The 24,211-nt window shown below is 69.9% G+C and carries 21 protein-coding genes; 9 read left to right on the top strand and 12 right to left on the bottom strand.

Annotated elements, in window-relative coordinates:
• Positions 1 to 22: 22 nt before the first annotated feature.
• The 5 genes from ASD23_RS05725 to ASD23_RS05705 all read right to left on the bottom strand — a co-directional run bounded on the left by ASD23_RS05725 (position 23) and on the right by ASD23_RS05705 (position 6,238).
• Positions 23 to 514 (bottom strand): DUF2017 family protein, encoded by a 492-nt coding sequence (locus tag ASD23_RS05725; RefSeq protein WP_056007400.1) that lies wholly within the window; start codon positions 512 to 514, stop codon positions 23 to 25.
• Positions 511 to 801 carry an ATP-dependent Clp protease adapter ClpS gene (clpS, locus tag ASD23_RS05720; RefSeq protein WP_056007397.1) on the bottom strand — a complete coding sequence of 97 codons (291 nt, stop codon included), beginning with the start codon at positions 799 to 801 and terminating at the stop codon, positions 511 to 513. The genes ASD23_RS05725 and clpS overlap by 4 nt, the downstream gene beginning before the upstream one ends.
• A 129-nt stretch (positions 802 to 930) precedes the next feature.
• Positions 931 to 4,068: an alkaline phosphatase D family protein gene (locus tag ASD23_RS05715; protein WP_235507634.1), complete on the bottom strand. Its 3,138-nt coding sequence runs from the start codon at positions 4,066 to 4,068 to the stop codon at positions 931 to 933.
• Positions 4,069 to 4,184: 116 nt separating this feature from the next.
• Positions 4,185 to 5,090 (bottom strand): DUF817 domain-containing protein, encoded by a 906-nt coding sequence (locus ASD23_RS05710; RefSeq protein ID WP_056007971.1) that lies wholly within the window; start codon positions 5,088 to 5,090, stop codon positions 4,185 to 4,187.
• Between the two features lie 17 nt (positions 5,091 to 5,107).
• Positions 5,108 to 6,238, bottom strand: a complete 1,131-nt coding sequence (locus ASD23_RS05705; protein WP_056007394.1) for a class I SAM-dependent methyltransferase — start codon at positions 6,236 to 6,238, stop codon at positions 5,108 to 5,110.
• 104 nt (positions 6,239 to 6,342) lie between these two features.
• On the opposite strand from ASD23_RS05705, the gene ASD23_RS05700 reads away from it, so the two are divergent.
• Both ASD23_RS05700 and ASD23_RS05695 read left to right on the top strand, forming a co-directional pair.
• Positions 6,343 to 9,090, top strand: coding sequence for a cation-translocating P-type ATPase (locus ASD23_RS05700; RefSeq protein WP_056007390.1), 2,748 nt, complete (start codon positions 6,343 to 6,345; stop codon positions 9,088 to 9,090).
• A gap of 78 nt (positions 9,091 to 9,168) precedes the next feature.
• Positions 9,169 to 9,897, top strand: a complete 729-nt coding sequence (locus ASD23_RS05695) for a hypothetical protein (RefSeq protein ID WP_235507633.1) — start codon at positions 9,169 to 9,171, stop codon at positions 9,895 to 9,897.
• A 5-nt stretch (positions 9,898 to 9,902) separates the two neighbouring features.
• Here the strand turns inward: ASD23_RS05695 and ASD23_RS05690 are convergent, their stop codons facing one another.
• From ASD23_RS05690 to dnaK, 4 genes are all read right to left on the bottom strand, one after another.
• A complete protein-coding gene (locus tag ASD23_RS05690; protein WP_056007968.1) occupies positions 9,903 to 10,319 on the bottom strand; it encodes a heat shock protein transcriptional repressor HspR in 417 nt (138 codons plus the stop codon).
• Between the two features lie 9 nt (positions 10,320 to 10,328).
• Complete coding sequence (locus ASD23_RS05685; RefSeq protein ID WP_056007384.1) at positions 10,329 to 11,324, bottom strand: DnaJ C-terminal domain-containing protein; 996 nt, start codon at positions 11,322 to 11,324, stop codon at positions 10,329 to 10,331.
• 139 nt (positions 11,325 to 11,463) lie between these two features.
• On the bottom strand, positions 11,464 to 12,057 hold the full coding sequence (locus tag ASD23_RS05680; RefSeq protein ID WP_056007382.1) for a nucleotide exchange factor GrpE: 594 nt from the start codon (positions 12,055 to 12,057) through the stop codon (positions 11,464 to 11,466).
• A gap of 2 nt (positions 12,058 to 12,059) precedes the next feature.
• Entirely contained in the window at positions 12,060 to 13,925 is a 1,866-nt protein-coding gene (gene dnaK, locus ASD23_RS05675; protein WP_056007379.1) for a molecular chaperone DnaK, read from the bottom strand.
• Between the two features lie 329 nt (positions 13,926 to 14,254).
• Here dnaK and ASD23_RS05670 point away from each other — a divergent pair, with 329 nt between their 5' ends.
• From ASD23_RS05670 to ASD23_RS05660, 3 genes are all read left to right on the top strand, one after another.
• Positions 14,255 to 15,769 carry a M1 family metallopeptidase gene (locus ASD23_RS05670; protein WP_056007377.1) on the top strand — a complete coding sequence of 505 codons (1,515 nt, stop codon included), beginning with the start codon at positions 14,255 to 14,257 and terminating at the stop codon, positions 15,767 to 15,769.
• A gap of 250 nt (positions 15,770 to 16,019) precedes the next feature.
• The gene (locus ASD23_RS18800) at positions 16,020 to 16,604 is read left to right on the top strand and encodes a hypothetical protein (protein ID WP_157377016.1); all 585 of its coding nucleotides are present in this window, start codon (positions 16,020 to 16,022) and stop codon (positions 16,602 to 16,604) included.
• A gap of 250 nt (positions 16,605 to 16,854) precedes the next feature.
• On the top strand, positions 16,855 to 17,220 hold the full coding sequence (locus tag ASD23_RS05660; protein ID WP_056007373.1) for a hypothetical protein: 366 nt from the start codon (positions 16,855 to 16,857) through the stop codon (positions 17,218 to 17,220).
• Between the two features lie 52 nt (positions 17,221 to 17,272).
• Here ASD23_RS05660 and ASD23_RS05655 read toward each other — a convergent pair whose 3' ends face one another.
• Positions 17,273 to 18,856, bottom strand: coding sequence for an MFS transporter (locus ASD23_RS05655; protein ID WP_056007372.1), 1,584 nt, complete (start codon positions 18,854 to 18,856; stop codon positions 17,273 to 17,275).
• Between the two features lie 79 nt (positions 18,857 to 18,935).
• On the opposite strand from ASD23_RS05655, the gene ASD23_RS05650 reads away from it, so the two are divergent.
• On the top strand, positions 18,936 to 19,562 hold the full coding sequence (locus ASD23_RS05650; protein WP_056007369.1) for a hypothetical protein: 627 nt from the start codon (positions 18,936 to 18,938) through the stop codon (positions 19,560 to 19,562).
• Here the strand turns inward: ASD23_RS05650 and ASD23_RS05645 are convergent.
• The gene (locus ASD23_RS05645) at positions 19,516 to 20,160 is read right to left on the bottom strand and encodes a TOPRIM nucleotidyl transferase/hydrolase domain-containing protein (RefSeq protein ID WP_200941681.1); all 645 of its coding nucleotides are present in this window, start codon (positions 20,158 to 20,160) and stop codon (positions 19,516 to 19,518) included. The genes ASD23_RS05650 and ASD23_RS05645 overlap by 47 nt on opposite strands.
• A 306-nt stretch (positions 20,161 to 20,466) precedes the next feature.
• On the opposite strand from ASD23_RS05645, the gene ASD23_RS05640 reads away from it, so the two are divergent.
• The 3 genes from ASD23_RS05640 to ASD23_RS05630 all read left to right on the top strand — a co-directional run bounded on the left by ASD23_RS05640 (position 20,467) and on the right by ASD23_RS05630 (position 23,555).
• Complete coding sequence (locus ASD23_RS05640; RefSeq protein ID WP_056007965.1) at positions 20,467 to 21,306, top strand: serine protein kinase RIO; 840 nt, start codon at positions 20,467 to 20,469, stop codon at positions 21,304 to 21,306.
• A 106-nt stretch (positions 21,307 to 21,412) separates the two neighbouring features.
• Positions 21,413 to 21,973, top strand: a complete 561-nt coding sequence (locus tag ASD23_RS05635) for a hypothetical protein (RefSeq protein WP_056007366.1) — start codon at positions 21,413 to 21,415, stop codon at positions 21,971 to 21,973.
• A gap of 175 nt (positions 21,974 to 22,148) precedes the next feature.
• The gene (locus ASD23_RS05630) at positions 22,149 to 23,555 is read left to right on the top strand and encodes an MFS transporter (protein ID WP_056007364.1); all 1,407 of its coding nucleotides are present in this window, start codon (positions 22,149 to 22,151) and stop codon (positions 23,553 to 23,555) included.
• 3 nt (positions 23,556 to 23,558) lie between these two features.
• Here ASD23_RS05630 and ASD23_RS05625 read toward each other — a convergent pair whose 3' ends face one another.
• Positions 23,559 to 24,203, bottom strand: a complete 645-nt coding sequence (locus ASD23_RS05625) for a TetR/AcrR family transcriptional regulator (protein WP_056007362.1) — start codon at positions 24,201 to 24,203, stop codon at positions 23,559 to 23,561.
• Positions 24,204 to 24,211: the final 8 nt, after the last annotated feature.

Raw genomic sequence — 24,211 nt, 5'->3', positions numbered from 1 at the left:
CTTGACGACCCGCCCGGCGGGCTCAGCCCTTGATGGGGTCGAGCACCTCGAGCATCGAGCCCTGCACGAACCCGGCCCATTCGTAGGCCGCCCTGAGGTAGTCGTCGCGCGTCTCGTCGGCGTCGGCCTCGTCTTCGTCGACGATGCCGACCCGCTCGGCGAGGATCAGCCGCAGGTCGGTGAGGAAGGTGAGCCAGCCCCACGCCTCCGACTGGTCGAGCTCGATCTGCACGACTCCGCCGTGCTCCTCGACGGCGGTGGCGTCGCGCACGCGCTGGGCTGCCTGGCGCTTGCCGTCGACGAGGCTGTCGCGGGTGTACCTGGTGTAGTCGTGAGCGGCGTCGTGGTCGTCGGGGTATGCGTTCGGCAGCAGGCGGCCGAGCGCGGGGTCGTCGGCCTCGCCGAGGAGCAGCACCGAGTCGACCTGGTCGGCGAGCTCGGAGAGCAGCATCGCCTCTTCGGTCTCGAGCACGATGCGAACGCCCTCGCCGCCGCCCAGTCCCGCGACGATCACGGCTCGGCCCGCTCGACGGTGGCCTGCAGGCCATAGCCGTGCATGGCCTGCGCATGACGCTCCATGGCTTCACGGTTGCCGGTGGCGACGATGGCGCGGCCCTCGGTGTGCACGAGCAGCATGAGCCGCTCGGCCTCGGCACGCGGGAGGCCGAAGTAGCTGCGGAAGACGTAGCTCACGTACGTCATGAGGTTCACCGGGTCGTCCCACACGACCGTGCGCCACGGCAGCTCCACCGCGGCGCGAAGCGCCTCGTCGGTGTCGAGCTGCTCGAGGGTCAGTGTCATCTCCCAAGCCTGACATGACGACTGGCCGGACGGAACCCCGCGGGGGCTCCGTCCGGCCGACTCGCCGGTCAGGGCACGGCGCCGCTCTTCCGGCGCGGTCGTCAGCGCGCCTGGATCGGGGCGCCTGGATCAGGGCGCCGCGGTGTACGGCGCCGAGAGCACCACGGTCACCGGCGCACCGTTCGCCGTGCCCGTCACGCGTGCCGCGACCGTGCCCGCCGCGACGCTCGCCGCGCGCACCGAGAAGGTGTGCGTGGCGCTCCTGCCCGGCGCCACGGAGGCGAACGACTTCGTGCCGAACGCCGACGTGAGCTCGACCGACACCGGCGCGCTCTCGCGGTTCGTCACCTTGACCGCGATGTAGGCCTTCCCGCCGAGGACCCGCGACTCGGCGACCGCGTCCACCGCGAGCGACGGGGCCACCACGCGGCGACCGTGCACCGAGACCTCGGCCGCGCCGCCGAACTGGAGGCCGTTCTGGGCGTTGATGCCGACGAGCTTGATGAATCGCGCCGGGGTGGCGGCGAAGTTCACGCGCGTCGCGGCGGCACCGATCGTGAAGGACCCGGTCGCGACCGGATCGCCCCACGCGACGCCGTCCTGGGAGAGGAAGACCTGGTAGTCCTTGATGCGGCCGTTCGTGCCCGCCTGCCGGGGCAGGTAGGTCATGCCGTCGACGGTGTGCTCGCCGCCCAGCCCGATCGCGATCCAGTGCGGGTAGCTCGCGGGATTGGTCGACCACCGCGTGTGCCAGAAGCTCTCGGCGCTGCCGTCGATGGCCTTCTCCGCGGCATCCGCCGGCTTCTCGTCGCTGCTGACGCCCGCGATCGACAGTCGCGACTGCGGGAGCGTGCCCTCGGGCAGGAGGGCGACGGTGGTGTCGAACGAGACCTCGCCCGCGCCGTCGGCAGAGGTGAACGCGCCGGTGACGGTGAACGGGTACGCCTGCGGGGGGGCGCCGGCCGCTGGTGTCACGGTCCAGCTGGTGGTGCCCTTCTCGCCGGCGGCCAGCGACTCGAACGCGGCGTCGGTCGACGCGACTGCGGTCCATCCCTCCGGCACCGTCAGCGCCATCGAGATGTCGGTCAGCACTTCGGTCGAGTTGTTGGTGAACGAGGTCGTCACGACTCCCTCCTCTCCCGCCACGAGTTCGGTCGCGCCCTCGAACGCGACCCACGCGTCTTGCGGCGAGAGTTGGTCGGTGTCGGTCGCGACCTCGAAGATCCGCACGCCGTCGCGGTTGATCCAGGTGGCCTTCAGCGTCGCCGGCTCCACGGTGGTGTCGGCCTCGAGCCGCAGGAACACGTGCGGCTCGACCGCGCTGTGCACGAGCGAGGGGTGCGGCACGTTGAGGCTCGGGATCACGGAGCTGTGCATCGGGCTCACGATGAACTGCCAGAGGTCGTACCCGACCCGGCGGCCGTAGTTCAGCGCTCGCGACACGTGGATGTCGCCGCCGATCAGGAAGACGCCCGAGATGCGGTGCTCGGCGACGAAGTCGAAGATCGCGTCGCGCTCGTGGGGGAAGGTGCCCCAGTCGTCGGCCTCGGCGTTCTGCTTGTCGTCCCAGATCATGCCGGTCGCGAGCGCCTTGAACGGCGCCGTGCTCGCGAGCAGCTTCTCCTGCAGCCACTCCCACTGCACGCCGCCGATGCACGTCTGCTGGTCGGGGTCCGCCCAGCTCGGGCCCGTGCGGCTGAACCAGCGCGGGTCGATCAGGAACACCTCGATCGGGCCGCGCCGGAACGAGGTGTAGATGCCCTCGCCGTCGACGGTGCGCTCGGTGAGCGGCTCGCCGTCGGCGGTGTGGCCGAAGGTCGCGTGTGCGCGGTAGTCGACGAGGGCCGTGCGGTTGTTACGCTTGCCGGCCATGTCGCCGAGCACGCCGTTGCCGCCGAAGTCGTGGTCGTCCCACGTGGCCCAGGTCGGCATCGAGCTCGTGACCGCGGTGAGCTGCGGCTGCTCGAGGAAGGCGCGCTGCTTGGTGCGGGCGACGTCGAGGTTCGTGCTGTCGATGTAGGGGGTGTCGCCGAGCATGACGAAGCCGTTGCAGCCCTCGGCGATGATGCGGTCCCAGATGTGGTTCGCCTCGGTCCAGACGCACGACCCCATGCCCATGACGAGCTTGGTCGGCTCGTCGTGCGGCGTCGACGTCGAGAACGAGCCGCCCACGTCCAGGCCGGGGATCGGCCCGTCGGCGGGGGCGATCGAGTACGTGTAGGCCGTGCCGGCGGTCAGCCCGGCGAGGTCGAACAGCACGGTCGAGTCGTTGGACGGTGAGAGGTCGGCCTCGACCGACTGCGGGTCCTCACCCTCGCTCGAGTAGGTGCACACCCACGTCGTGCGGTCGTGCAGGTCGCTGCCCGGCCGGATCAGGATGCGGGCGTGCTCGGTGCCGGTGTCGCCGACGAGCGGGCCGGCGAAGGCCTGCAGGGTCGGCGGCACGGCCGGTGCGGTACCCGCGCGGACGCTCTGCACGTAGGCCGTCAGCGCCGTGAAGAACATCTCGCTGTCGGCGATCGCCCCCGCCGGCTGCACGGCCGCGCCGGCGGCGTTGTAGCACTTGTCGATCGTGAGGCTCGTGATGACGAAACGGCCGGCGCCGTGCGCGGCCTCGAGCATCGCGGGCGGGCGCCCGGCCGCCTGGCAGCTCAGCAGCACCCGCATCTGCCGCCAGTCGAGCAGCGACTCCCAACTGACGCGGATCTGGGTCGAGCGCCCGGTGAAGACCTTGCCGTCGACGACGCGCAGGTGGGCGACGAGCGGGTGATCGGTCGCCACGGGGAAGATCGTGTCGTAGTCGGAGTCGTTGCGGCTCGCCATGAGCGGCGCCGGCAGGTACCCGACCGTCGGGTTGAACTGGTCGGACTGCGCCATGTCGAGCAGCACGCCGCCTGCGGCGACGAACGCCTGGATCGAGGCGGCCTGGGCGGTGATGTACGCCCCATAGGTCGGCTCGTTGTTCGTGAAGCTGCCGAAGGCGATGAGGTCGACGCCCTGTTCGGTGGCGGGCTTCGCGGGATCGAACGGCACCACGGTGCATCCGGCCTTCGTGAACAGCTGGGTGAGACCCGTCGCGCTCGTCCACTGGTCGCGGAACTCGAGCACGGCGACGCGCACGGGGTTCTCATCGGCAGCGGCCGCCGGGCCGCCCTGCGTGATGAGTGCCGCAGCGGCTCCGACGGCGGCTCCACCGAGGAATCCACGTCGGCTCGTGAGCTGGCGATGCCTCGATTTCGTCGTCTGATTGTCGGATGTTTCGGTCACAGGGGCCTCCTCGGCGTCGACGTTGACGCGCGCGAACACAGCGCACGCGTCGGACATTATCTGAACCGGAGGGCGTGGCGTTGTACGAAAGATCGGATGAACGCCATAGGGCGTCACTATGACGACGCGGCAGAGTTGTCCGAAGAACTTCGTGGCGGATACACGAGGGTGACGAGCACGACCGAGATGATCATCAGCAGGAACCACGACACGAGTTTCGACGGCGACACGAGGTGCCAGCCGTCGAGCTGGTCGGGGTAGAGCCAGGCGCCGGCCCACGTGGCGATGTTCTCGGCGAACCAGATGAAGAGGGCGACGAGCACGAAGCTCACGAGCACGGGCATGCGCGGGGTGCGCCGCCAGACGCGGAAGTGCATCACGGTCGGCCACCACACCACGACGACCGCCGCGACCAGCACCCAGCGCAGGTCGACGATGAAGTGGTGGGTGAAGAAGTTCGCGTAGATGGCGACGGCCACGACCACGGTGAGCCATCGCCGGGGGTACCGCGTGAATCCGAGGTCGAAGAGCCGGTAGACGCGCACCATGTACGAGCCGACGGCCGCGTACATGAAGCCGGTGAAGAGCGGCACCCCTGCGATGCGCAGCACGCCGTCGCCGTCGTACGACCACGAGCCGACGTCGGTCTTGAAGATCTCCATGACCGTGCCCGTGAGGTGGAAGAGCACGATGACCCAGAGTTCGCGCCCCGACTCGAGTCGCGTCGCGACCATCACGACCTGGATCACGACGGCGGCGATCGTGAGCGCGTCGTTGCGCGCGAGCGCCGCGTCGTCGGGGTACCAGAGCCTCGCGGCGACGATCGCGGCGAGCAGTGCCGCGCCGAAGATGCAGGCCCAGGCCTGCTTGGCGCCGAACACGAGGAATTCGATGAACCCGGCACGGATGCCGCGCTCCGACGCTCCTGCGAGCAGGCGATGCGCACCGCGGTCGAGGGCCAGCTCGACCGCGGTGAGCTGCCGCGCGTCCTCCCGGTCGCCACGCTGCGATGGGCCGGTCACGACCGGCACCTCTCCGGTCATCCCGCCCGCCGCGAGGCCGTCACCGTGAACTTCGGATTCCGGGCGATCTGCCGGGTGCGCCCGACGACGCGTTCGAGGAGCGGGCGATACCCCAGGTGGGAGTTCCACACGCACCACAACTCGCCACCGGGTGCCAGCGCGCGCGCCGCGTCGGCGAAGAGGTGGGCGGCGATGCCGGTCGAGATCGCCGCGTCGCTGTGGAACGGCGGATTCAGCACGATGAGTCGCTCGCTCGCGTCGACGAGCGCTTCGAGGCCGTCGGCGCGGGTGACGTGCACCCGATCCGAGACCCCGTTGGCCTCGGCGGTGAGCCGAGCGGATGCCGCGGCAGACGCCGATCGATCGGTCGCCGTGACCCGCAGCGCCGGACGCGCCCGAGCGAGCCACGACGCCACGACGCCCGTGCCGCACGCGAGATCGACGGCGGTCGCGGCATCCGGAACCGCGTCGCCCAGTTGCGCGAGCAGGAACCGGGTGCCGATGTCGATCCCGGTGCCGGCGAAGACGCCGCCGTGGGCGACGACCGTGAGCCCGAGGTCGTCGTGCCGGGCGCTCCGCGGCCAGCGCGGCCCGTCGGACGACGGCCGCACGACGGGCTCGCGCGCGAAGAGCACTCGAGACTTCTGCCGGGCGCGGCTCACGTCGAGCCGCCCGAAGCTCTGCCCGAGCATGTCGTTCATCGCGAGCGACATGTGCTTGATCCTGCCGCCGGCGACGACCACGACCTCAGGGCCGGCGTGCGCGGCGATGAGCTGCGACACCTCGTCGAGCCGGTCGAGCGATCGCGGCAGGCGCATGAGCACGAGCCGCGCGCCCGAGACGAGGTCGGGCCCGAGCGTGAGCGAGCGCACCTTGCCGTCGGAGCCGAGCCTGCCCGCGTTCTGGGCGAGCGCCCGCTCCCCCGTCACGAGGTCCTGGTGCACCCGGATACCGCGGCCGCCGGCGTCCGCCGCGGCGAGCGCGAGCGCCCCGTAGGAGTCGTCGATGACGACGATCTCCCCCGGCCCCGCCTCGCCGATGAGCGCCGCGGCCTCGTCGAGGATCAGGCGGTCCGCGGCATCCGATGCCTCGAGCCCCGAGCCCTCGACATCGGGATGGCGCCGCAGGGCGTCGAAGTCGAAGGACATCCCCCAAGGGTACGGCGCGTCGAACTGATCTCGGATGCCTCTCCCGCTGGAGACATCCGCCCCACTAGCCTGTCGAATGTCGGCACGACTTCTGGGGGTTCTCCATGACCATCGAAGCTCAGCACATCAGTCCGGACGAGCACGCCGTCGAATGGTGGGCGCTCGCCCCCGCCGACGTGGTCGTTCAGGTGAAGACCGAGGCCGCTCGCGGGCTGACCGCCGCCGAGGCCGAACGGCGCCTCGCCGAGGCCGGGCCCAACGCCCTGCAGAGTGCGCCGCCGCCGAGCGTCTGGCGCATCGCGCTCAGCCAGGTGCTCGAGCTCATGACGCTCATGCTCATCGCGGTGACGATCGTGTCGCTCCTCATCGGGCAGGTCACGACCGCCATCATCGTGGCGGTCCTGGTGCTGTTCAACGTGATCACGGGCACCCAGCAGGAGGTGAAGGCCCGCCGCAGCGTCGACGCGCTCGCGAAGCTGCAGACGCCGAAGGCGCGGGTGATCCGCGACGGGGTGCTGCTCCAGATCGATGCGACCGGGCTCGTGCCGGGCGACATCGTCGAGCTGGAATCCGGTGATCTCGCTCCCGCCGACGGCCGGATCCTCCGATCGGCGAACCTCGAGACCCAGGAGTCGTCGCTCACCGGCGAGTCGCTGCCGATCCCGAAGGGACCGGCCGAGAACACCGCAGGGACCGCCCTCGCCGACCGCACCTCGATGGTGTTCCAGAACACGTCGATCACCCGGGGCACGGCGCGCATCGTCGTCGTCGAGACCGGCATGCGCACCCAGATGGGCCGCATCGCATCGCTGCTCTCGCAGGTGGGCGACAAGAAGTCCCCCCTCCAGCTCGAGCTCGACGGCCTCACGAAGGTGCTCGGCATCATCGCGTGGAGCGCCGTGCTCGTCATCGTGCTGATCGGCTTCGCGCGCGGACAGAGCCTCGATGAGCTGCTCTTCCTCGCCACGGCCGTCGCGATCTCGGCGATACCGACGGGCCTGCCGGTCTTCGTGCAGAGCCTGCTCGCCTGGGGCGCGTCGAAGCTGGCGAAGGAACGTGCGATCGTCACCTCCCTGAACGACGTCGAGACGCTCGGCGCGACGAGCGCGATCTGCTCCGACAAGACCGGCACCCTGACCCTGAACATGATGACCGTGCGCACCGCCTGGTTCGGCGGCAACACCTACCGGGTCACCGGTGAGGGCTACTCGTTCGAGGGCACGGTGCTGGGCACCTCCGACGAGCCGATCGACGCGCCGACCCTCGGGCTCGCGATCGGCCTGCCGAACGACGCGACGGTCTCGCCCGACGGCGACGTGGTCGGCGACCCCACCGAGGCGGCGCTCGTGGTGCTCGCCGCCAGGCTCGGCATCGATGCCGACCAGGCGCGCAAGGACTACCCCCGCCTCGCCGAAGTGCCGTTCGACTCCGACTACAAGTTCATGGCGACGCTGCAGCGCATCCCCTACCGCGGAGAGCAGCGACTCGTGCTCATCGTGAAGGGCGCGCCCGACGTGGTGCTCGGACGTTGCACGACGATGCTCAGCGAGACGCGGGAGGTCGTGCCCGTGGCATCCGACGCCGCCACAGCGGAGCTCGAGCGGATGTCGGCGACCGGCCTGCGCACCCTCGCGATCGCCGCTCGGTTCGTCGACGACGCCGACGAGGGCCGCATCGCGGCCGACCCGATGTCGTGGGTCGCTGAACTGTCGCTGATCGGCATCGTCGGCATCGTCGACCCGCTGCGCACGGAGGCGAAGGACGCCGTCGCGGTCGCCCACAACGCCGGCATCGACGTGCGCATGATCACGGGCGACCACGCCGTCACCGCGGGCGCGATCGGCGCAGAGCTCGGGCTCGGCACCGGGGCCGTCAGCGGAGCCGACCTCAAGCAGATGAGCGACGAGGAGCTCAGCCGGCGGCTGCCGGACCTGCACGTATTCGGCCGGGTCACGCCCGACGACAAGCTGCGACTCGTCGGCCTCCTGCAGGCCGACGGCGCCATCGTCGCCATGACGGGCGACGCCGTGAACGATGCCGCGGCCATCAAGCAGGCGAACATCGGCGTCGCGATGGGCTCGGGATCGGAGGTGACGAAGCAGGCCGCGAAACTCGTGCTCACCGACGACAACTTCGCGACCCTCGTGCATGCCGTCGAGATCGGCCGCATCGTCTACTCCAAGATCACGGCGTACCTGCGATTCCAGATGACGCAGCTGCTCAGCCTCATCATGCTGTTCCTGGCGGCGAGCGCGTTCTCGATCGCCGAGGGCGTGGCGCTGTTCCCGGCGCAGGTGCTGTTCATCAACTTCTTCGTGGCACTGTTCGCGGTCTTCGCGATCGCCGCCGACGCGAACCCGCCCGGCATCATGAACCACCCGCCACGGGATCCGAAGATCGGCGTCGTCAACCGGGTCTCACTCGTCGAGTGGCTCGTCTACGGCGCCGTCATCTTCCTGATCGCGCTCGTGCCGCTCCTCTGGGGGCCCGACGAACCGAGCCCGGTCGAACCGACCGCGTCGATGACGATGGCCTACGTCGTGCTCGGACTCGCCACCGTGCTGAGCGCCCTGCTCATGCGCCGCACGCCCGAGTCGGGTCTGCTGGCGCCCATCGCGGCGGTCGCCAAGATCCTCGTCTGGCCGGTGCTGCTCATCGTCGCGTCGACCGAGATCGGCTTCCTGCAGCGTGCGCTCGGCACCGTCTCGCTCACGGGCTGGCAGTGGCTCGGCTGCATCGGCCTCACGATGGTGCTGCTGGTCGTCGTCGAGGGCGACAAGTGGTTCCGTCGGCGCCGGCTCGCACGCCGCCTCGCGGCGAATCCCGTCGCCGCCACCGTCGGCATCCGCTGACGTCCGGGCCGGTGCTCCTGATCACGGCCGAATTCGCTGAGTGCGGCTCTCGGCGGGGTTTGCTACCCTCGGGTCCGCATGCAGGACGCACGAGCCGGGGGACGACGGGCGGCGCGACATGAGGTCGCGACGCCCGTGACGCGTCCCCGCCGCCAGGCGTCGCCGCGGGCGAGCTCGCCCCGCCGATCGCTCGCCGCCGCCGCCGTGCTCTCGGTGCTCGGCCTGCTCGCGGGCCTCGCCCTCGCGCCGCTGCCGCAACCCGCCGGCCTCGCCTCCTTCGCCGCCGCGAGCGGCCAGCACCGCGGCGAGGCGCAGGATCTCACGGTCGCAGCGGATGTCGCGGCGCCGACCGTCTCGCACGATTCCTACGTCGCGACCACCGGCACCCAGACGCTCGTCGCCGGCGGCACGAACGTCGACTGGGCCAAGCTCGTGCTCATCGAGGGCGGTTGGCCGTTGACCGAGGAGAACGTCACCTTCATGATGCGCTGGATGCGTCAGGAGAACGGCGCCGACAACTGGTGGAACCGCAACAACCCGCTGAACAACGGACAGGGGTCGGGCGGCGGCTCCGGCCTCGGCAGCTACCCGAGCCTCGTCGAAGCGGCCTACTACGCCGCCGAGAACCTGCAGTCGGGTCGCTATCCCGAGGTCGACGCCGCGCTCGCGCGAGGCGATTCGGCCGACGCCACCGCGCAGGCGATCTGGGCGTCGGCCTGGGCCTCGAGCCACTACGGGTACGGCACGCACTGGAGTTCGCGGCCCTACGACGTCATCGAAGCCCCGGCTTCGGCCTGGGGTCGCTGACCCGCCTACTCGCGCTCCAGCGGACGCCACACGACGACCGCGTTCTCGCGGCGCACGCGGGTTCCGGCTCGCAGCGAGATGACCTCGCCGGCCGAACCCGCCGCGAAGACGCGGCGGCCCGGGCGGTTCAGCATCTCGTCGGCGAGCGCGCCCTCGAGTTCGCGCACCCTGGCGCGCAGGGTCGCCACCTCGTCTTCGAGTCCGAGCACCCGTCGGATGCCCTCGAGGCTCACGCCCTCGCTCGAGAGCTGGGCGATCTCACGCAACTGCACGACGTCGTGCATCGAGTACCGCCGAGACTTGCCCGCGGTGCGGGTCGGCGAGACGAGCCCGAGCCGGTCGTACTGGCGCAGCGTCTGGGGGTGCATGCCCGCGAGTTCGGCGGCGACGGAGATGACGAAGAGCGGGCTCCTCTCGTTCATCTCCACCGCCTAGCCCTTCGCCTTCGCGAGCAGGTCGTCGCGGGGATTCTCGTCGGGCAGCAGCGCGGCGAACTCCTCGAGCTTCGCCTCCGCCTCCTTCGAGAGATGGGATGGAACGGCGACCTGCACGACCGCGAGCAGGTCTCCGGTGCCCTTCGGGGTCTCGACTCCGCGGCCCTTGACGCGCAGGACCCGGCCGCTCGGCGTGCCGGGGGCGACCCGCAGCTTGACGGGGCCGCCGCCGAGGGTCGGAACCTGGATCGTCGCGCCGAGGGCGGCCTCGGTGAAGGTGACGGGCACGGTGACCCTGAGGTTCAGGCCGTCGCGCTCGAAGACCGGGTGCTTGCGCACCGTCACGGTCAGCACGATGTCGCCGGGCTCGCCGCCGTCGGGCGAGGGCTGACCCTTGCCGCGCAGTCGGATCTTCTGCCCGTCGGCGACACCCGCGGGGATTCGCACCGTGATCGGCTTGCCCTCTGCGGTCTGCAGGGTGATCTGGTCGCCCTTGGTGGCCGTGACGAAGTCGAGCGTCGTCGACGCCGTGACATCCCGACCCTTGGTGGGCCCGCCGGCGCCGCGGTAGCCGCCGGTGGGCTGGCCGAAGCGGCCGCCGCCGAAGAGCCCGCCGAGCAGGTCGTCGTAGTCGCCGCCCTGCTGGAACGTGTAGGACTGGCCGCGACCGCCGCCGCCCTGGCCGAACATGCCGCCGAAGACGTCTTCGAAGCCGCCCGCGCCGCCGGCACTGCCGGGCGCGGTGAAACGCGCGCCGGAGCCCATGGCCCGCACGGCGTCGTACTCCTTGCGCTGCTCGGGATCGGCGAGCACGGAGTGCGCCTCGCTGATCTCCTTGAACTTCGCCTCGGCGGCAGCGTCACCGGGGTTGGAGTCGGGGTGGTACTTGCGCGCGAGCTTGCGGTACGTCTTCTTGAGGTCTGCGTCGCTCACGTCTTTGGAGACGCCGAGCACCTTGTAGAAGTCTTTGTCGAACCAATCCTGACTGGCCACCGGCACCTCCTCTTCTGAAATCTAGTCGGGTCTGTCTGTCGGGGCACGCGATCCCGCTGGTCGAGTAGCGACGAAGGAGCGTATCGAGACCTCGAACGGGTCTCGATACGCGCTTCGCGCTACTCGACCGGCGGATGCACTACTGCGGGGTCTTCACGACGACCTTCGCTGCGCGGAGCAGCGTGCCGCCGAGGGCGTACCCGGTCTCGACGACGTCGGCGACCGTGTCGATCTCGACGTCGTCGGCCGGCTGCTGGAAGATCGCCTCGTGCCGCTGCGGGTCGAACGGCTCGCCGACCTCGCCGAACGAGGTGAGGCCGAGCTTCTCGGCAGCGCCGCGCAGCTTCGCCGCGATGGTCGCGAACGGCGCGTCTCCGTCGAGGTCGCCGTGCTTCTCGGCCCGGTCGAGGTCGTCGAGCACGGGCAGCAGCACGGCCACGGCCGCACCGACGGCGCGCTCGCGCTCGAGCTCGCGGTTGGCCTCGGTGCGCTTGCGGTAGTTGGCGTACTCCGCGGTGATGCGCTTGAGGTCGGCGAGGTGCTCGTCGCTCGGATCCTGCACCTCGGCGTTCGCCGCGTTCAGGATGTCGTCGACCGTGAGCACCTCGTCGTCGTCACCGGCAGCGGATGCCGCGGCATCCGTCTCAGCCTCTGGCGTCTCGATATCGGGCCCCTCGGCCTCGATGAGTTCGTCATCGAGGCCTTCCGGCTCGTTCTCGTGCTTGCCTGACATGGTTACTTCTTCTCTTCTTCGTCGTCGATGACCTCGGCGTCGACCACGTCTTCGTCGGACGCGGCCTCTTCACCGGTGGGCGTCGCGTCTTCGCCGGCCGGAGCGGAGGCGTCGGCCTGGCTCTGCGCGTAGATCGCCTCGCCGAGCTTGCCCTGCGATGCGTTGAGCTTCTCGAACGCCGACTTCACGGCGTCGTCGTCTTCGCCCGCGAGCGCGGTCTTCAGCGCGTCGACATCGCCCTGCACCTCGGACTTTACGTCGGCGGGGAGCTTGTCGTCGTTGTCCTTGATCAGCTTCTCGATCGAGTAGACGAGCTGCTCGGCCTGGTTGCGGGTCTCAGCCGACTCGCGACGCGCCTTGTCTTCGGCGGCGTGCTCCTCGGCCTCGCGCACCATGCGCTCGATGTCGTCCTTCGGGAGGCTCGAGCCGCCCGAGATCGTCATGCGCTGCTCCTTGCCGGTGCCCTTGTCCTTCGCCGACACGTGCACGATGCCGTTGGCGTCGATGTCGAACGTGACCTCGATCTGCGGAATGCCCCGCGGCGCCGGCGCGATGCCGGTGAGCTCGAAGGTACCGAGTGGCTTGTTGTCGCGGGTGAACTCGCGCTCGCCCTGGAAGACCTGGATCGCGACCGACGGCTGGTTGTCGTCGGCGGTCGTGAAGGTCTCGCTGCGCTTGGTCGGGATGGCCGTGTTGCGCTCGATGAGCTTCGTCATGATGCCGCCCTTGGTCTCGATGCCGAGGCTGAGGGGGGTGACGTCGATCAGGAGCACGTCCTTGCGCTCGCCCTTGAGGACGCCCGCCTGGAGAGCGGCGCCGACGGCGACGACCTCATCGGGGTTGACGCCCTTGTTGGGCTCCTGGCCGGTCTCCTTCTTCACGAGCTCGCTGACCGCGGGCATGCGCGTCGATCCACCGACGAGCACGACGTGCGCGATGTCGGAGAGCTTGACGCCCGCCTCGCGGATGACGTCTTCGAACGGCTTCTTCGTGCGGTCGAGCAGGTCGCTCGTCATGTTCTCGAACTCGGCGCGCGTGAGCGTCTCGTCGAGGTTCGCGGGGCCGTTCTCGGTGAGCGAGAGGTAGGGCAGCTGGATGGACGCCTTCAGGTTCGAGGACAGTTCCTTCTTGGCCTGCTCGGCGGCCTCCTTCAGGCGCTGCTTGGCGATCTTGTCGTTCGAGACGTCGACGCCGGTCGACTCCTTGAACTTCTTGATGAGCCAGTCGACGACGCGCTGGTCCCAGTCGTCGCCGCCGAGGCGGTTGTCGCCGGCGGTCGCCTTCACCTGGATGGTCGAGAAGTCGTCGTCCTTGCCCACCTCGAGGAGGGACACGTCGAACGTGCCGCCACCGAGGTCGAAGACGAGGATGAGCTCGTCCTCCTTGCCCTTGTCGAGGCCGTACGCGAGCGCGGCGGCGGTGGGCTCGTTGATGATGCGCAGCACGTTGAGGCCCGCGATCTCGCCGGCCTCCTTCGTCGCCTGGCGCTCGGCGTCGTTGAAGTACGCGGGCACCGTGATGACGGCGTCGGTGACGGTGTCGCCGAGGTACTGCTCTGCATCTCGCTTCAGCTTCTGCAGGATGCGCGCCGAGATCTCCTGCGGCGTGTACTGCTTGCCGTCGATCTCGTCGGTCTTCCAGTCGGTGCCCATGTGGCGCTTGACCGACGCGATGGTGCGGTCGACGTTGGTGACCGCCTGGCGCTTGGCGGTCTCGCCGACGAGCACCTCGCCGTCTTTCGTGAACGCGACGACCGACGGGGTGGTGCGCAGACCCTCCGCGTTCGCGATGACCGTGGGCTCGCCGCCCTCGAGGACCGCGACGACCGAGTTGGTGGTGCCGAGGTCGATTCCTACTGCACGTGACATGTGTGTTCTCCTTCTCCCGGCCGGCGGCCCCGGCCGCACGCGAGTGCCGCGCGGCCCGTGGATCAGCTGGCCGGATACCGGTTCGACCCTTGCTGGCCCGCAACCGAAGTACCTGAGGCAAGACTTGAGCCTTGCCGACTCAAGCTTCTCAGCGCCCCGTGAACGTGTCAAGTCGAGGTGGTGAAACTTGAGTGTACTTGACTCAACTCACAGCCGGCGTCCAGTATTCCGAGGCGGGGGCTACCGGCCGAGCCCGCCCGTCCATAGAGTTTCGCCGAGGGCACGGCCATGCGGATACGGCGACGGGAGCGATCGTGAACAAGAGGCGGATGCAACTGGCAGGCGGCCTGACGGTCGCACTCGCGGTGATCGGGGGACTCGGGGCGACCGGCGCGATCGCAGCTCCCGGGACGCCGAACGGCCCGCGCTACACGGCGGGCGCGCCCGGAGCGGGTGACGTGTACTTCCCGTATTCCGGCAACGGCGGCTACGACGTGCAGCACTACGACCTCGATGTCACCTACACGCCGCCGGCCGCCGAACCCGCACCGCTCGTGGGGCAGTTCGACGGCACCGCGACGATCGACCTCGTGGCCACGCAGGATCTCGACCGGTTCAACCTCGACCTGCGCGGCATGGCGGTCAACTCGGTCACGGTGAACGGCAAGCCCGCGAAGGCCGTCGCGCCACCGGCCGCCGGCGCCGTCGTCGACGGCGCCGCGTACTGGCGCGTGCAGAACGACGAGGAGCGCCGCTGGGAGCTCACCGTGCAGCCGCGCCCGAAGCTCAAGTCTGGCCAGAGCGTACAGGTGGTCGTCGAATACGGCGGCCCGACCACCCGGCCCCTCGACATCGAGGACGCCCTCTACGGCTGGGTGACGACGCGCGACGGCGCCATGGTGGTCAGCGAGCCCGACGGCTCGATGACGTGGTACCCCGTCAGCGACCACCAGACCGACAAGGCGAGCTACAGCTTCGCGATCACGGTGCCCGAGGGCAAGACCGCCGTGGCGAACGGCGTGCAGCCGAAACCCGAGGAGACCGCCGGCGGCTGGACCACCTGGTACTGGGACGCCCCCGACCAGCAGGCGAGCTACTTGACGACCGCCTCGGTCGGCGACTTCGACCTGCGCGACCCGTACCTCTCGTCGAGCGGCGTACCGATCATCGACGCGGTCGACACGAAGCTGTCGCCCGCGAGGCTCGCGACCACGAACGCGAGCCTCGCGCGACAGGTCGACATGCTCGACTTCTTCGAGAGCCGCTTCGGCCCGTACCCGTTCAGTGCCTTCGGGGCGATCGTCGACAACGACACCGTCGGGTACGCCCTCGAGACGCAGACCCGCCCGGTCTACTCGAGCCAGGCGAGACAAGGCACGGTCGCGCACGAGCTCGCCCACCAGTGGTTCGGCGACGCGGTCAGCCCCGAGCGCTGGCAGGACATCTGGCTCAACGAGGGGTGGGCGACCTACGCGACCTGGATGTGGGTCGAGGCGGACGGCGGCACCCCCGTCCAGGAGTCGTACAACGACTGGTACGCCTCCGAAGATGCCGATGCCGAGTACTGGGACCTCCAGATCGGCGACCCGGGCCCGCTGGGACTGTTCCAGGAGCCGGTCTACGACCGTGGCGCGGGCACACTGCACGCGCTCCGCGTCGAGCTCGGCGACGAGGCGTTCTTCGCGGGCACGCGGCTCTGGCTCGAGCGCTTCGACGACTCGGCGGGAACGGCGGAGGACTTCCAAGCCGTCTTCGAGGAGGTCTCGGGCCGAGACCTCGACGCCTTCTTCCAGACCTGGCTCTACGAGCAGGCCAAGCCGCCGGCCACCTGGACCATGCCGTAGTCGTGCCGGGTGCTTCCGGGATGGTAGCGGCGTCCAGGGCGGTCGGGCTCGTGAGCGTCGGGGTGCTGCACGCCATCTGGGCGATCGGTTCGAGCTGACGGCCGACGGCGAAACTCCCGGGCTGGCTGTAAGAGTCGGTGAAGTCGCCGGCAACCTGGACTCTGCCTCTCGGCGCTCCCGAACAGCGCGAAGCCCGCATCAGGGCTGGCCCGGATGGGCCCACGCCGGTTCGCCCTTATATGCTCCGGGCATGACCCGACTCTCAACGACCGGCTCGATCCTTGCGGCCGGCATCTCGGTCCTGCTCCTAGCCGGGTGTGCAAGCGCGGGAGATGCGGCGACGATCCAGACGCCCGTCGCGTCGCCCGAAGCGGTCGAAGCTCAGCCCACTCCTACGACCGACATCGCCGATCAGCCCACCCCGGAGGCGGAGACGGTCCTGGATTGCTCGAACCTCTTGACGTTGGACGGGTACGCGGCCCTCGACGACCGAGGCCTCGAGTTTCGTCCGGAAGGAGACGACTATCCCCAGCCAGCCGGCGCCGACCTCGTCGCCGATGGCGCACTCGAGTGCCTCTGGGCTGCAGGTGACGACCGGGTCTGGATCGCTCGTCTCGCCGAGTCGGATGAGCTGTGGAACGCCCGCGTCGCCGAACTAGCGCCATCCGGATGGACCGCCGTCGATGGCCCGGTGCCGGGGGCGCTCGTTCGGTATCCGGAGTTCGATGAGGATCTCCAGCCGGCGATGGCGCATGTCGATGGCGTCACGTACTTCACCGCCCCCGGCAAGACGCTGCGATCGATCGTCGCGATCGACGACGAACTCGGCATCTGACGGCAGCTGTAGCGCCTGACCAGCGGTCGATATGCTGGCGACCATGACTCGACGCCCTGCCATCGGCGGTGCCCTGATCGCTGCCGTCGCCATCGCCCTGCTCGGCGGGTGCACGATGACCGATGACCTTGCGCCGTCGACGTCGTCGCCAGCCGCCTCATCGGCATCATCGGCCCCGAGCGCGTCGCCGAAACCGACACCGACACCGACACCGACACTAAGCGCCGCGCCGTCCGCGACGTGCGAAACCGTGCTCGCGGCGGAGGGCTACCAGAAACTCACCGACGACGGACTCGAGCCGCTTCCCGCCCCCCGCGTGTTCGATGCACTCGCCGTCCGGATGGTGGAGGCGGGCGGTGTCGCCTGCAGCTGGGGCAAGCCGAACACCGACATCGCACTGACGGTGGTGCAGATCGGGGTCACGCCGCCCGATGACGCCTGGACCGAGGCGCTCGCAGAGACCGGATACGTGCTCACGGATGACCCGGTGGCGCGGGCGTACAGCGGGCCGGCGGAACCGGGAAGCGGCATCAGCCCGATCGCCGTCCTCACCGACGGCACGCTCACCTTCGTCAGCGCTCCCACGTTCGCGACGATGCTCGCGCCCGCAGCATAGAGAGTCGTTCGAACGGGAACGGCCGCGCGAAAGCCGCCGACGCCGCCGTTCGTCAGCCGAGCGCCGCGCCCTCCGCCGACGCCGAGGGCTTCGGGTCGGGGAGCCGGCGCATCCGCAGCGCGTTCGCGACGCCGAGGAGACCGGCGAGGATCGGCACGAGCAGTGCGACCTGCAGGGCGATGAAGCGGGAGTCGGTGTTGATGCGCACGATCTCCGCCTGCACCTCGGGAGGCTGATCGACGAGGAGTTCCTCGAGCCCGGTGTTCGTCATGATCTCGGCGTCCTCCTCGAGCACCGACGAGACCTGTTGCTGCTCGTCGGGGCTGAGCACCGAACTCGCCTCGGCGCTCGCGGTGAACGTGAAGGCGAGCGTCGCGAGCATGATCGCGCCGGCGAAGGCGAGGCCGAACGAGAGGCCGAACGAGCCGGCCGCCGAGTTCACGCCCGCCGCCTCGCTGACGCGCTCGTCGGAGATCGGCGAGAGCGTGTAGTTGTTCAGTTGCGAGACGAGGAGGCCGAGTCCGCAGCCCGCCACGACGAGCGGAATGGTGAGGTACCAGCCCGAGTCGGCGATGGGCACGATCGGCACGACCACCGCGATGCCGACGACGACGAGGGCGAATCCCCAGAGGATGATCGTGGCGGGGCGCCGCTTGAGTCCGCGACCGGCGAGCAGCGCGACGACGAACATGCTGAGCGACAGCGGCGCGATCGAGAGTCCGGCCTGCAACGCGTTGTACTCGAAGACCATCTGCAGGTAGATGGGCAGCACGATCATCGTGCCGCCGAGGGCGATCTGCTGCAGCAACTGCCCGCTCGCACCCGCTCGGAACATCTTCGACTCGAACAGCGTCGGGTCGAGCAGCGTCGGCTTTCCGCGACGCTTGCGGCTCCGCAGCCAGAACACGAGCAGGCCGAGGCCGAGCACGCCGATGCCGATGATGAGGCCGACGTAGCCGCCGCCCTCCTGCCAGACGAGGATGCCGGTGACGACGCCGCCCATGCCGACGATCGAGAGGAACGCCCCGACGAGGTCGATCGAGCGGTCGCCGTGGTACGGAACGTCCTTCACGAGTCCGATGCCGGCCAGTACGACCGCGATGATCACGGCTTCGAGCGCGAACCCGACCCGCCAGGAGAGGAAGGTCGTGATGAACCCGCCGAGGAGCGGGCCGACGGCGGCCGCGATGGCGGCGGATGCCCCGACGAGGGCGTACACCCGGGTCTGCTGCGCCCCCTCGAAGTTGCCGTGGATGAGCGACTGCATCGCCGGCAGCAGCAGCGACGCACCGATGCCGCCGATGAAGGCCCAGAAGATGATGATCGCGGTGAGGTCCTGCGCGAACACCATCGCGATCGCGCCGATCGCGTAGCCGAGCAGGCCGAGGATGTACGCGAGCTTGCGCCCGATGAGGTCGCCCGTCTTGCCGCCGATCAGGATGAACGCCGCCGAGACGAGCGCCTCGAGAGCGATCGCGCCCTGCACACCGCTCACCGTGGTGTCGAGATCGCGAACGACTGCCGAGATGGACACGTTCATGAGGGAGGTGTCGACGACCAGCACGAACATGGCCATCGCGAGCAGGATGGCGAGTCGTCCGTTGAACCGGCCCCCGGCGGCTCCATGAGGTTCCATGGCTCACTGAACCACATCGCGGACGCCGCCGGAAGAGCCCGTTCACGACTCGTTCCCCGGCTGAAGCTACGATGCGGCCATGCTGAAGCCGTCCTCCGACGCCACTGCCGGCCACGTCGTGCACCTCATCGAGCGATTCGACACCCCGCAGAGCGCGCCGGAATCCCTGCTGCTCCCGAAGCGGATGCGCACCCTCGGGCGCGCGATGTTCGCACTCGCCGGTGTGATCGCGACCGTCGGCGCCGCCGTCGCCCTCGTGCCGCTCTGGACCGATGAGACGCCGGGTTGGTGGTTCAACCTGATCTTCACGATCATGATCGGCGGCATTCCGGTCGTCGTGTGGGCGATCCTGGTCGGTTCGATCCAGGATGCGGCCGCCGAGCGAGCGCTGCAGGAGACCTGGCAGGAGCACCGTGATCGCGCCCGAGCCGAGCCGGGCACGGTGGCGGACCGGCGCATCGCGCTCTCGGACGACGGCTCCGTCTCCTCCTTCGACCTCGTCGTGACGCTCGGCCGGGGAGCGACGCTGAGCGGGAGCTGGCGGCCGCGCACCTCGTCGGGTCGCCCGTTGCTGCAGACGCAGGTGCCGGGAGTCGGCACCGCGGTGCGGGTCTGGCGGATCGCCGATGCCGACGTCGCGGCGAGCGCGAGCCCGGTCGTCATCGAGGTGGCGGACCCGACGGTCGTGGTGCAGCACCGAGCCTGACGGCGTCTTCCGGGTGCTCCACCGCGGTCTCGATGAGCGCCCGCATCCCGGCCGGGATCCGCGACTCCTCGAGCGCGTCGATCATGAGCGGCGCGAACTGCGCCTTGCGCCCGGCGTGCGTGCCGAGGAATCGCCGGAGCTGCGCGTCCGTCGCCCTCCCGCGTTGCGCGGGCTGATGCTGGAACCCGCGGAAGCGGACGATCTCGCCGTGCTCGGCTAGCAGTTGCTGCATGCGATCGACGCCGAGCGCACGGATCAGCTCCCCTTCGAGGTCGGGGTCGCACGCGAAGAACCCGAGCCCGGCCAGCTCGGGCAGGGTGGCGGCTGAACCGAGTCCACCGCCTTCCAGAGCACGCTGCACGTAGGAGATCTCGGCGGCGTCGAAGAGGCCGAGCACCCGCGGCCGCTCGGGCCAACGGGCGAGTTCACCGAGGCGATGGTGCAGGTTCGTGATCCCGTCCATCGAGACGACCCGCACCCGCGCGGCCGCCAGGTCGCGCCCGAGCCGTACTGCGAGTGCCTCGACCGCGAGCCGGTCGCTGTTCCCCTCGACGAGCAGCAGGGTGTCGGATGCCGCTTGCCCCGGGTCGCCTCGCATGGGGTGACCCTACTCCGCCTCCCGCTTCGACGGGCTCAGCGAACGATGACACTGGACGCCGCCGGCGAAACGCCCTAAGCTGCCGACGCTGCCCTTTCGCGCAGCATCCGCTCCGGTGCATCCGGTGAAGAAAGGAGTCGATCATGGCTGTCGTTGTCGTGAACCTCCATGTTCCCTTCACTTGCGAGGCCTCCACCCGCTGAGCGGTCCGGTGGCCTCCGCGACCTTCGGAGATCCACCTTGCACATCACCTCGTCTCTCGACGAATCCGCCGTCGTGCGTGCGCACGCGGCATCCACTTCATTCATGACCCCGCGGTTCGACGCGGGCGACCTCGCCTTCCAGACCACGGAACCCGGCGAGGGCCAACGCTGGTCGACCTGGCCGGCCACCACTCCGCTCGAGCGCGGCCCCCAGCCGCGACCCGAGTGGCTCGTCACGGATGCCGCGGCGATCGACACCGAACTCGGTGTCGTGAAGACCGGCAAGGAGGCCGACCTCTGCCTCATCGAACGGGCCGTGCCCGACGCCGAACCCGGCACGCTCGGCAAGCACGTGCTGCTCGCCGCGAAGCGGTATCGCGGCAGTGAGCACAGCGACTTCCACCGCTCGACCGTCTACACCGAAGGCCGCACCACACGTCGCAGCCGTGACGCGCGCGCCCTCGCCAAGGGCACGACGTTCGGCCGCGAGGTCGCGCGCATGCAGTGGGCCTACGCCGAGTTCGAGGCGTTGACCCGGCTCACCGAACTCGGGGCGGCCGTGCCGTACCCGGTGCAGGTGAGCGGCACCGAGGTGCTCATGGAGTTCATCGGCGACGGCCGGGTCGCCGCGCCTCGCCTCGCACAGGTGCGGGCGACGCCCGACGAGCTGCGGGAACTGTTCCACCAGGTCGTCGGCTTCATGCGCACGCTCGCGCGCTCGGGGCTCGCGCATGGCGACCTCTCGCCGTACAACCTGCTGGTGCACGACGGCAGGATGGTCGCGATCGACCTGCCGCAGGTCGTCGACGTGGTGTCGAACCCGCAGGGCTTCGACCTGCTGCACCGCGACTGCCGGAACGTCTGCGACTGGTTCACGCGGCAGCGCCTCGAGTGCGACGCCGAGCAGTTGTTCGGCGAGCTGATCGCGGAGGTCTACAGCTGAGCGGTGAGCGTCTGAGGGCCGCGCGATGTCAGGGGTATCCCTGAGATGGGGTCACGGTTCGAGCACATCCGTTGCGAATAGGAAGATATGTTCCTATTCTCTGGGCATGGCCTCTCGAACCACACTCCTCGCGACGATCGCCGCCGGCGCGCTCGCCCTCGTCCTCACCGGCTGCGGCGCCGGCGCACCCGCGACGTCCGGCTCCGGCGCTGCCCCGGAGGCCTCGGCGACGGCTGATCCCGCCGCCACCGCCACGGAGGCACCTTCCGATCCGGAGGCCGGTGCGCTCAGCTGCGACACCGTGCTCACCGACGCCGAATACACGCGGCTCGCCGCCGAGGGCCACGAGCCCCGGGAGAATCCGTTCCTCCTCGGCCCTGCCATGGAGCGCATGGCCGACGAGGGCGCGCTCGTCTGCGTCTGGAACAAGCCGAACAGCGACGTCGCCGTCTGGTACGCCCGGCTCGAGGTCGGCGACCAGGGCCAGGCATGGCTCGATCAGCTGCAAGCCGAGGGCTGGCTCGAGGACACCCACCAGGGCGACGGCAGCTACCAGGCGCCGGCGGACTACGACGCGAACGACCAGCCGTCGGTGCTGCTCGACTCCGGCGTGCTGCACTTCGTGGGCGACAACCGCCTGCTCCGAGAGGTGCGCGAACTGCAGTAGTCGACCCGGCTCGCGGCCGGGCAGGCCGCGAGCCGCGAGCGGCGGGGTCCGCAGCAGCGATACAGTGCCCTCGGGTCGATGAGGACCCCGGCTCGTGCGAGCGAGGCCGCCCGGGTCGCGCCCGGCCGCGGCATCCGCCACCCGCTGTTCACCTGAGAGAACGAGACTGCAGCCCATGACCGATCCCGACGCGCCGCGCTCACCCGAAGGGCCCCGCAACTTCCCGCCCTCGCACCTCACCCCGGCCGACGGGGCCGCGGCGACGATCGGGGTGGCGACCGGGCAGGTCGAGGCCGTTGCGGAGGCCGGCGCGCGCAAGGGGCGCATCTTCGCGTGGGGTCTCTGGGACTGGGGGTCCGCGGCGTTCAACGCGGTCGTCACGACGTTCGTGTTCACGGTGTACCTCACGAGCGAGTCGTTCGGGCCGAAGGGCACGGTCGAGGCGCAGCTCGGCTGGGCACTCGCGATCGCCGGCCTGCTCATCGCACTGCTCGCACCCATCACGGGCCAGCGCTCCGACACGAGCGGCCGTCGCAAGTTCTGGCTCGCCGTCAACACGTACATCGTCGTGGCCATCACGGTCGCGATGTTCTTCGTGCAGCCCGGCCCCGAGTACCTGCTGCTCGGCCTGTTCCTGGTGGCCGCCGGCAACGTCTTCTTCGAGTTCGCGGGCGTGAACTACAACGCCATGCTCGTGCAGGTCTCCACGCCCCGCTCGATCGGCAAGGTCTCGGGCTTCGGCTGGGGCATGGGATACGTCGGCGGCATCGTGCTGCTGCTCGTCGTGTACTTCGGCTTCATCCAGCCCGAGGTCGGCCTCTTCGGGGTCACCGGCGAGAACGGCATGGACGTGCGCGTCACGATGCTCGTCTCCGCCCTGTGGTTCGGCCTGTTCGCCCTGCCCGTGCTGTTCGCGGTGCCCGAGTACCGCAACCCCGCCGCCGTCGAGCGGGAGAAGATCGGCTTCTTCGCCTCCTACGCACGCCTCGGCCGCGACATCAAGCGGCTCTGGAACGAGCAGCGCAACACCGTCTGGTTCCTGCTGGCGAGCGCGGTCTTCCGCGACGGCCTCGCGGGCGTCTTCACGTTCGGCGGCGTGCTCGCGGCATCCGTCTTCGGGTTCTCTGCCGGCGAGGTCATCATCTTCGCCATCGCGGCGAACGTCGTGGCCGGCATCTCGACGATCGCCGTCGGCGCGCTCGACGACAAGCTCGGCGCGAAGCCGGTGATCATGGCGGCCCTCATCGGGCTCGTGGTGAGCGGGCTCATCGTGTTCTTCCTGCACGACGGCGGGCAGATCGTGTTCTGGACCGCGGGTCTCGCGCTCTGCCTCTTCGTGGGACCCGCGCAGTCGGCGAGCCGAACCTTCCTCGCCCGCCTCATCCCCGCCGGTCGCGAGGGCGAGGTCTTCGGCCTCTACGCCACGACCGGTCGCGCCGTGAGCTTCCTCGCGCCGACCGCCTTCGCGCTCTTCGTCACGATCGGCGGCGAGCCGTACTACGGCATCCTCGGCATCGTGCTCGTGATCGCGCTGGGGCTCGCGCTCCTCATCCCCGTGAAGGCGAGCGCACCGACGAGGTAGCGGTCAGTCGCTCGCCCGCGCACGCAGGCGGGCGACGGTCTCGTCGAGCGTGCGGCCCACGATGCGGGTCATGTCGACGGCGTCGGGGTTCAGGAGCCACTGCACCTGCAGGCCGTCCATGACGGCGATGAGCGCGGAGGCCGAGTCGGCGAGGTCGTCGGGGTCGGTGTTGCCGGTGACCTCGCCCAGCACGCCGGCGATCTTCTCGCGCAGCACGTCGAGGCGCGCCTGGAAGTACTCGTGCGCCGGATGCCCGTCGGTGACCGACTCCCCCGACAGCACGGCGTAGGCCTGCACGACGCCGCGGCGTCGTGTGTTCTCCTCCACCGTGTCGACGAGGTGCTGCAGGAACGCCGGGCCCTCGGTCTGCGCACGGGCGGGCACGCCCGCGACCTCCTCGCCGTCGCGGTACTTCAGCATGGCGACGAGCAGCCCCTCCTTGCTGCCGAAGTGATGCAGCACGCCGGCATGGGTCATCCCGGCCTGCTCGGCCACCTCGACGAGAGCGCCCTTGTTGTACCCGCGGGCGCCGAACACGTTCATCGCCGCCTTCAGCACGGCCTCGCGGCGCTCGGTGGTGCGGGCCTGCGGGCGCAGGGCGCGCTCGGCGGCCGGCCTGCCGCGCGCGTCGTCATGGGCTGTGGCCACGGGGTTCC

The sequence above is a fragment of the Agromyces sp. Root1464 genome (assembly GCF_001427265.1).
Taxonomy (GTDB): Bacteria; Actinomycetota; Actinomycetes; order Actinomycetales; family Microbacteriaceae; genus Agromyces; species Agromyces fucosus.
The sequence above is the reverse complement of the archived record's forward strand: the minus strand, read 5'-3'. Positions and strand labels throughout refer to the sequence as shown.

Excerpts from the sequence above, each read along its gene's own strand:
- ASD23_RS05690 (WP_056007968.1), bottom strand. The coding sequence starts at position 10,319 with ATGAACGAGAGGAGCCCGCTCTTCGTCATCTCCGTCGCCGCCGAACTC.
- ASD23_RS18800 (WP_157377016.1), top strand. The coding sequence starts at position 16,020 with ATGACCCGACTCTCAACGACCGGCTCGATCCTTGCGGCCGGCATCTCG.
- ASD23_RS05680 (WP_056007382.1), bottom strand. The coding sequence starts at position 12,057 with ATGTCAGGCAAGCACGAGAACGAGCCGGAAGGCCTCGATGACGAACTC.
- clpS (WP_056007397.1), bottom strand. The coding sequence starts at position 801 with ATGACACTGACCCTCGAGCAGCTCGACACCGACGAGGCGCTTCGCGCC.
- ASD23_RS05630 (WP_056007364.1), top strand. The coding sequence starts at position 22,149 with ATGACCGATCCCGACGCGCCGCGCTCACCCGAAGGGCCCCGCAACTTC.
- ASD23_RS05655 (WP_056007372.1), bottom strand. The coding sequence starts at position 18,856 with ATGGAACCTCATGGAGCCGCCGGGGGCCGGTTCAACGGACGACTCGCC.
- ASD23_RS05705 (WP_056007394.1), bottom strand. The coding sequence starts at position 6,238 with ATGTCCTTCGACTTCGACGCCCTGCGGCGCCATCCCGATGTCGAGGGC.
- ASD23_RS05645 (WP_200941681.1), bottom strand. The coding sequence starts at position 20,160 with ATGCGAGGCGACCCGGGGCAAGCGGCATCCGACACCCTGCTGCTCGTC.
- dnaK (WP_056007379.1), bottom strand. The coding sequence starts at position 13,925 with ATGTCACGTGCAGTAGGAATCGACCTCGGCACCACCAACTCGGTCGTC.
- ASD23_RS05670 (WP_056007377.1), top strand. The coding sequence starts at position 14,255 with ATGCAACTGGCAGGCGGCCTGACGGTCGCACTCGCGGTGATCGGGGGA.
- ASD23_RS05650 (WP_056007369.1), top strand. The coding sequence starts at position 18,936 with ATGCTGAAGCCGTCCTCCGACGCCACTGCCGGCCACGTCGTGCACCTC.
- ASD23_RS05695 (WP_235507633.1), top strand. The coding sequence starts at position 9,169 with ATGCAGGACGCACGAGCCGGGGGACGACGGGCGGCGCGACATGAGGTC.
- ASD23_RS05635 (WP_056007366.1), top strand. The coding sequence starts at position 21,413 with ATGGCCTCTCGAACCACACTCCTCGCGACGATCGCCGCCGGCGCGCTC.
- ASD23_RS05700 (WP_056007390.1), top strand. The coding sequence starts at position 6,343 with ATGACCATCGAAGCTCAGCACATCAGTCCGGACGAGCACGCCGTCGAA.
- ASD23_RS05640 (WP_056007965.1), top strand. The coding sequence starts at position 20,467 with ATGACCCCGCGGTTCGACGCGGGCGACCTCGCCTTCCAGACCACGGAA.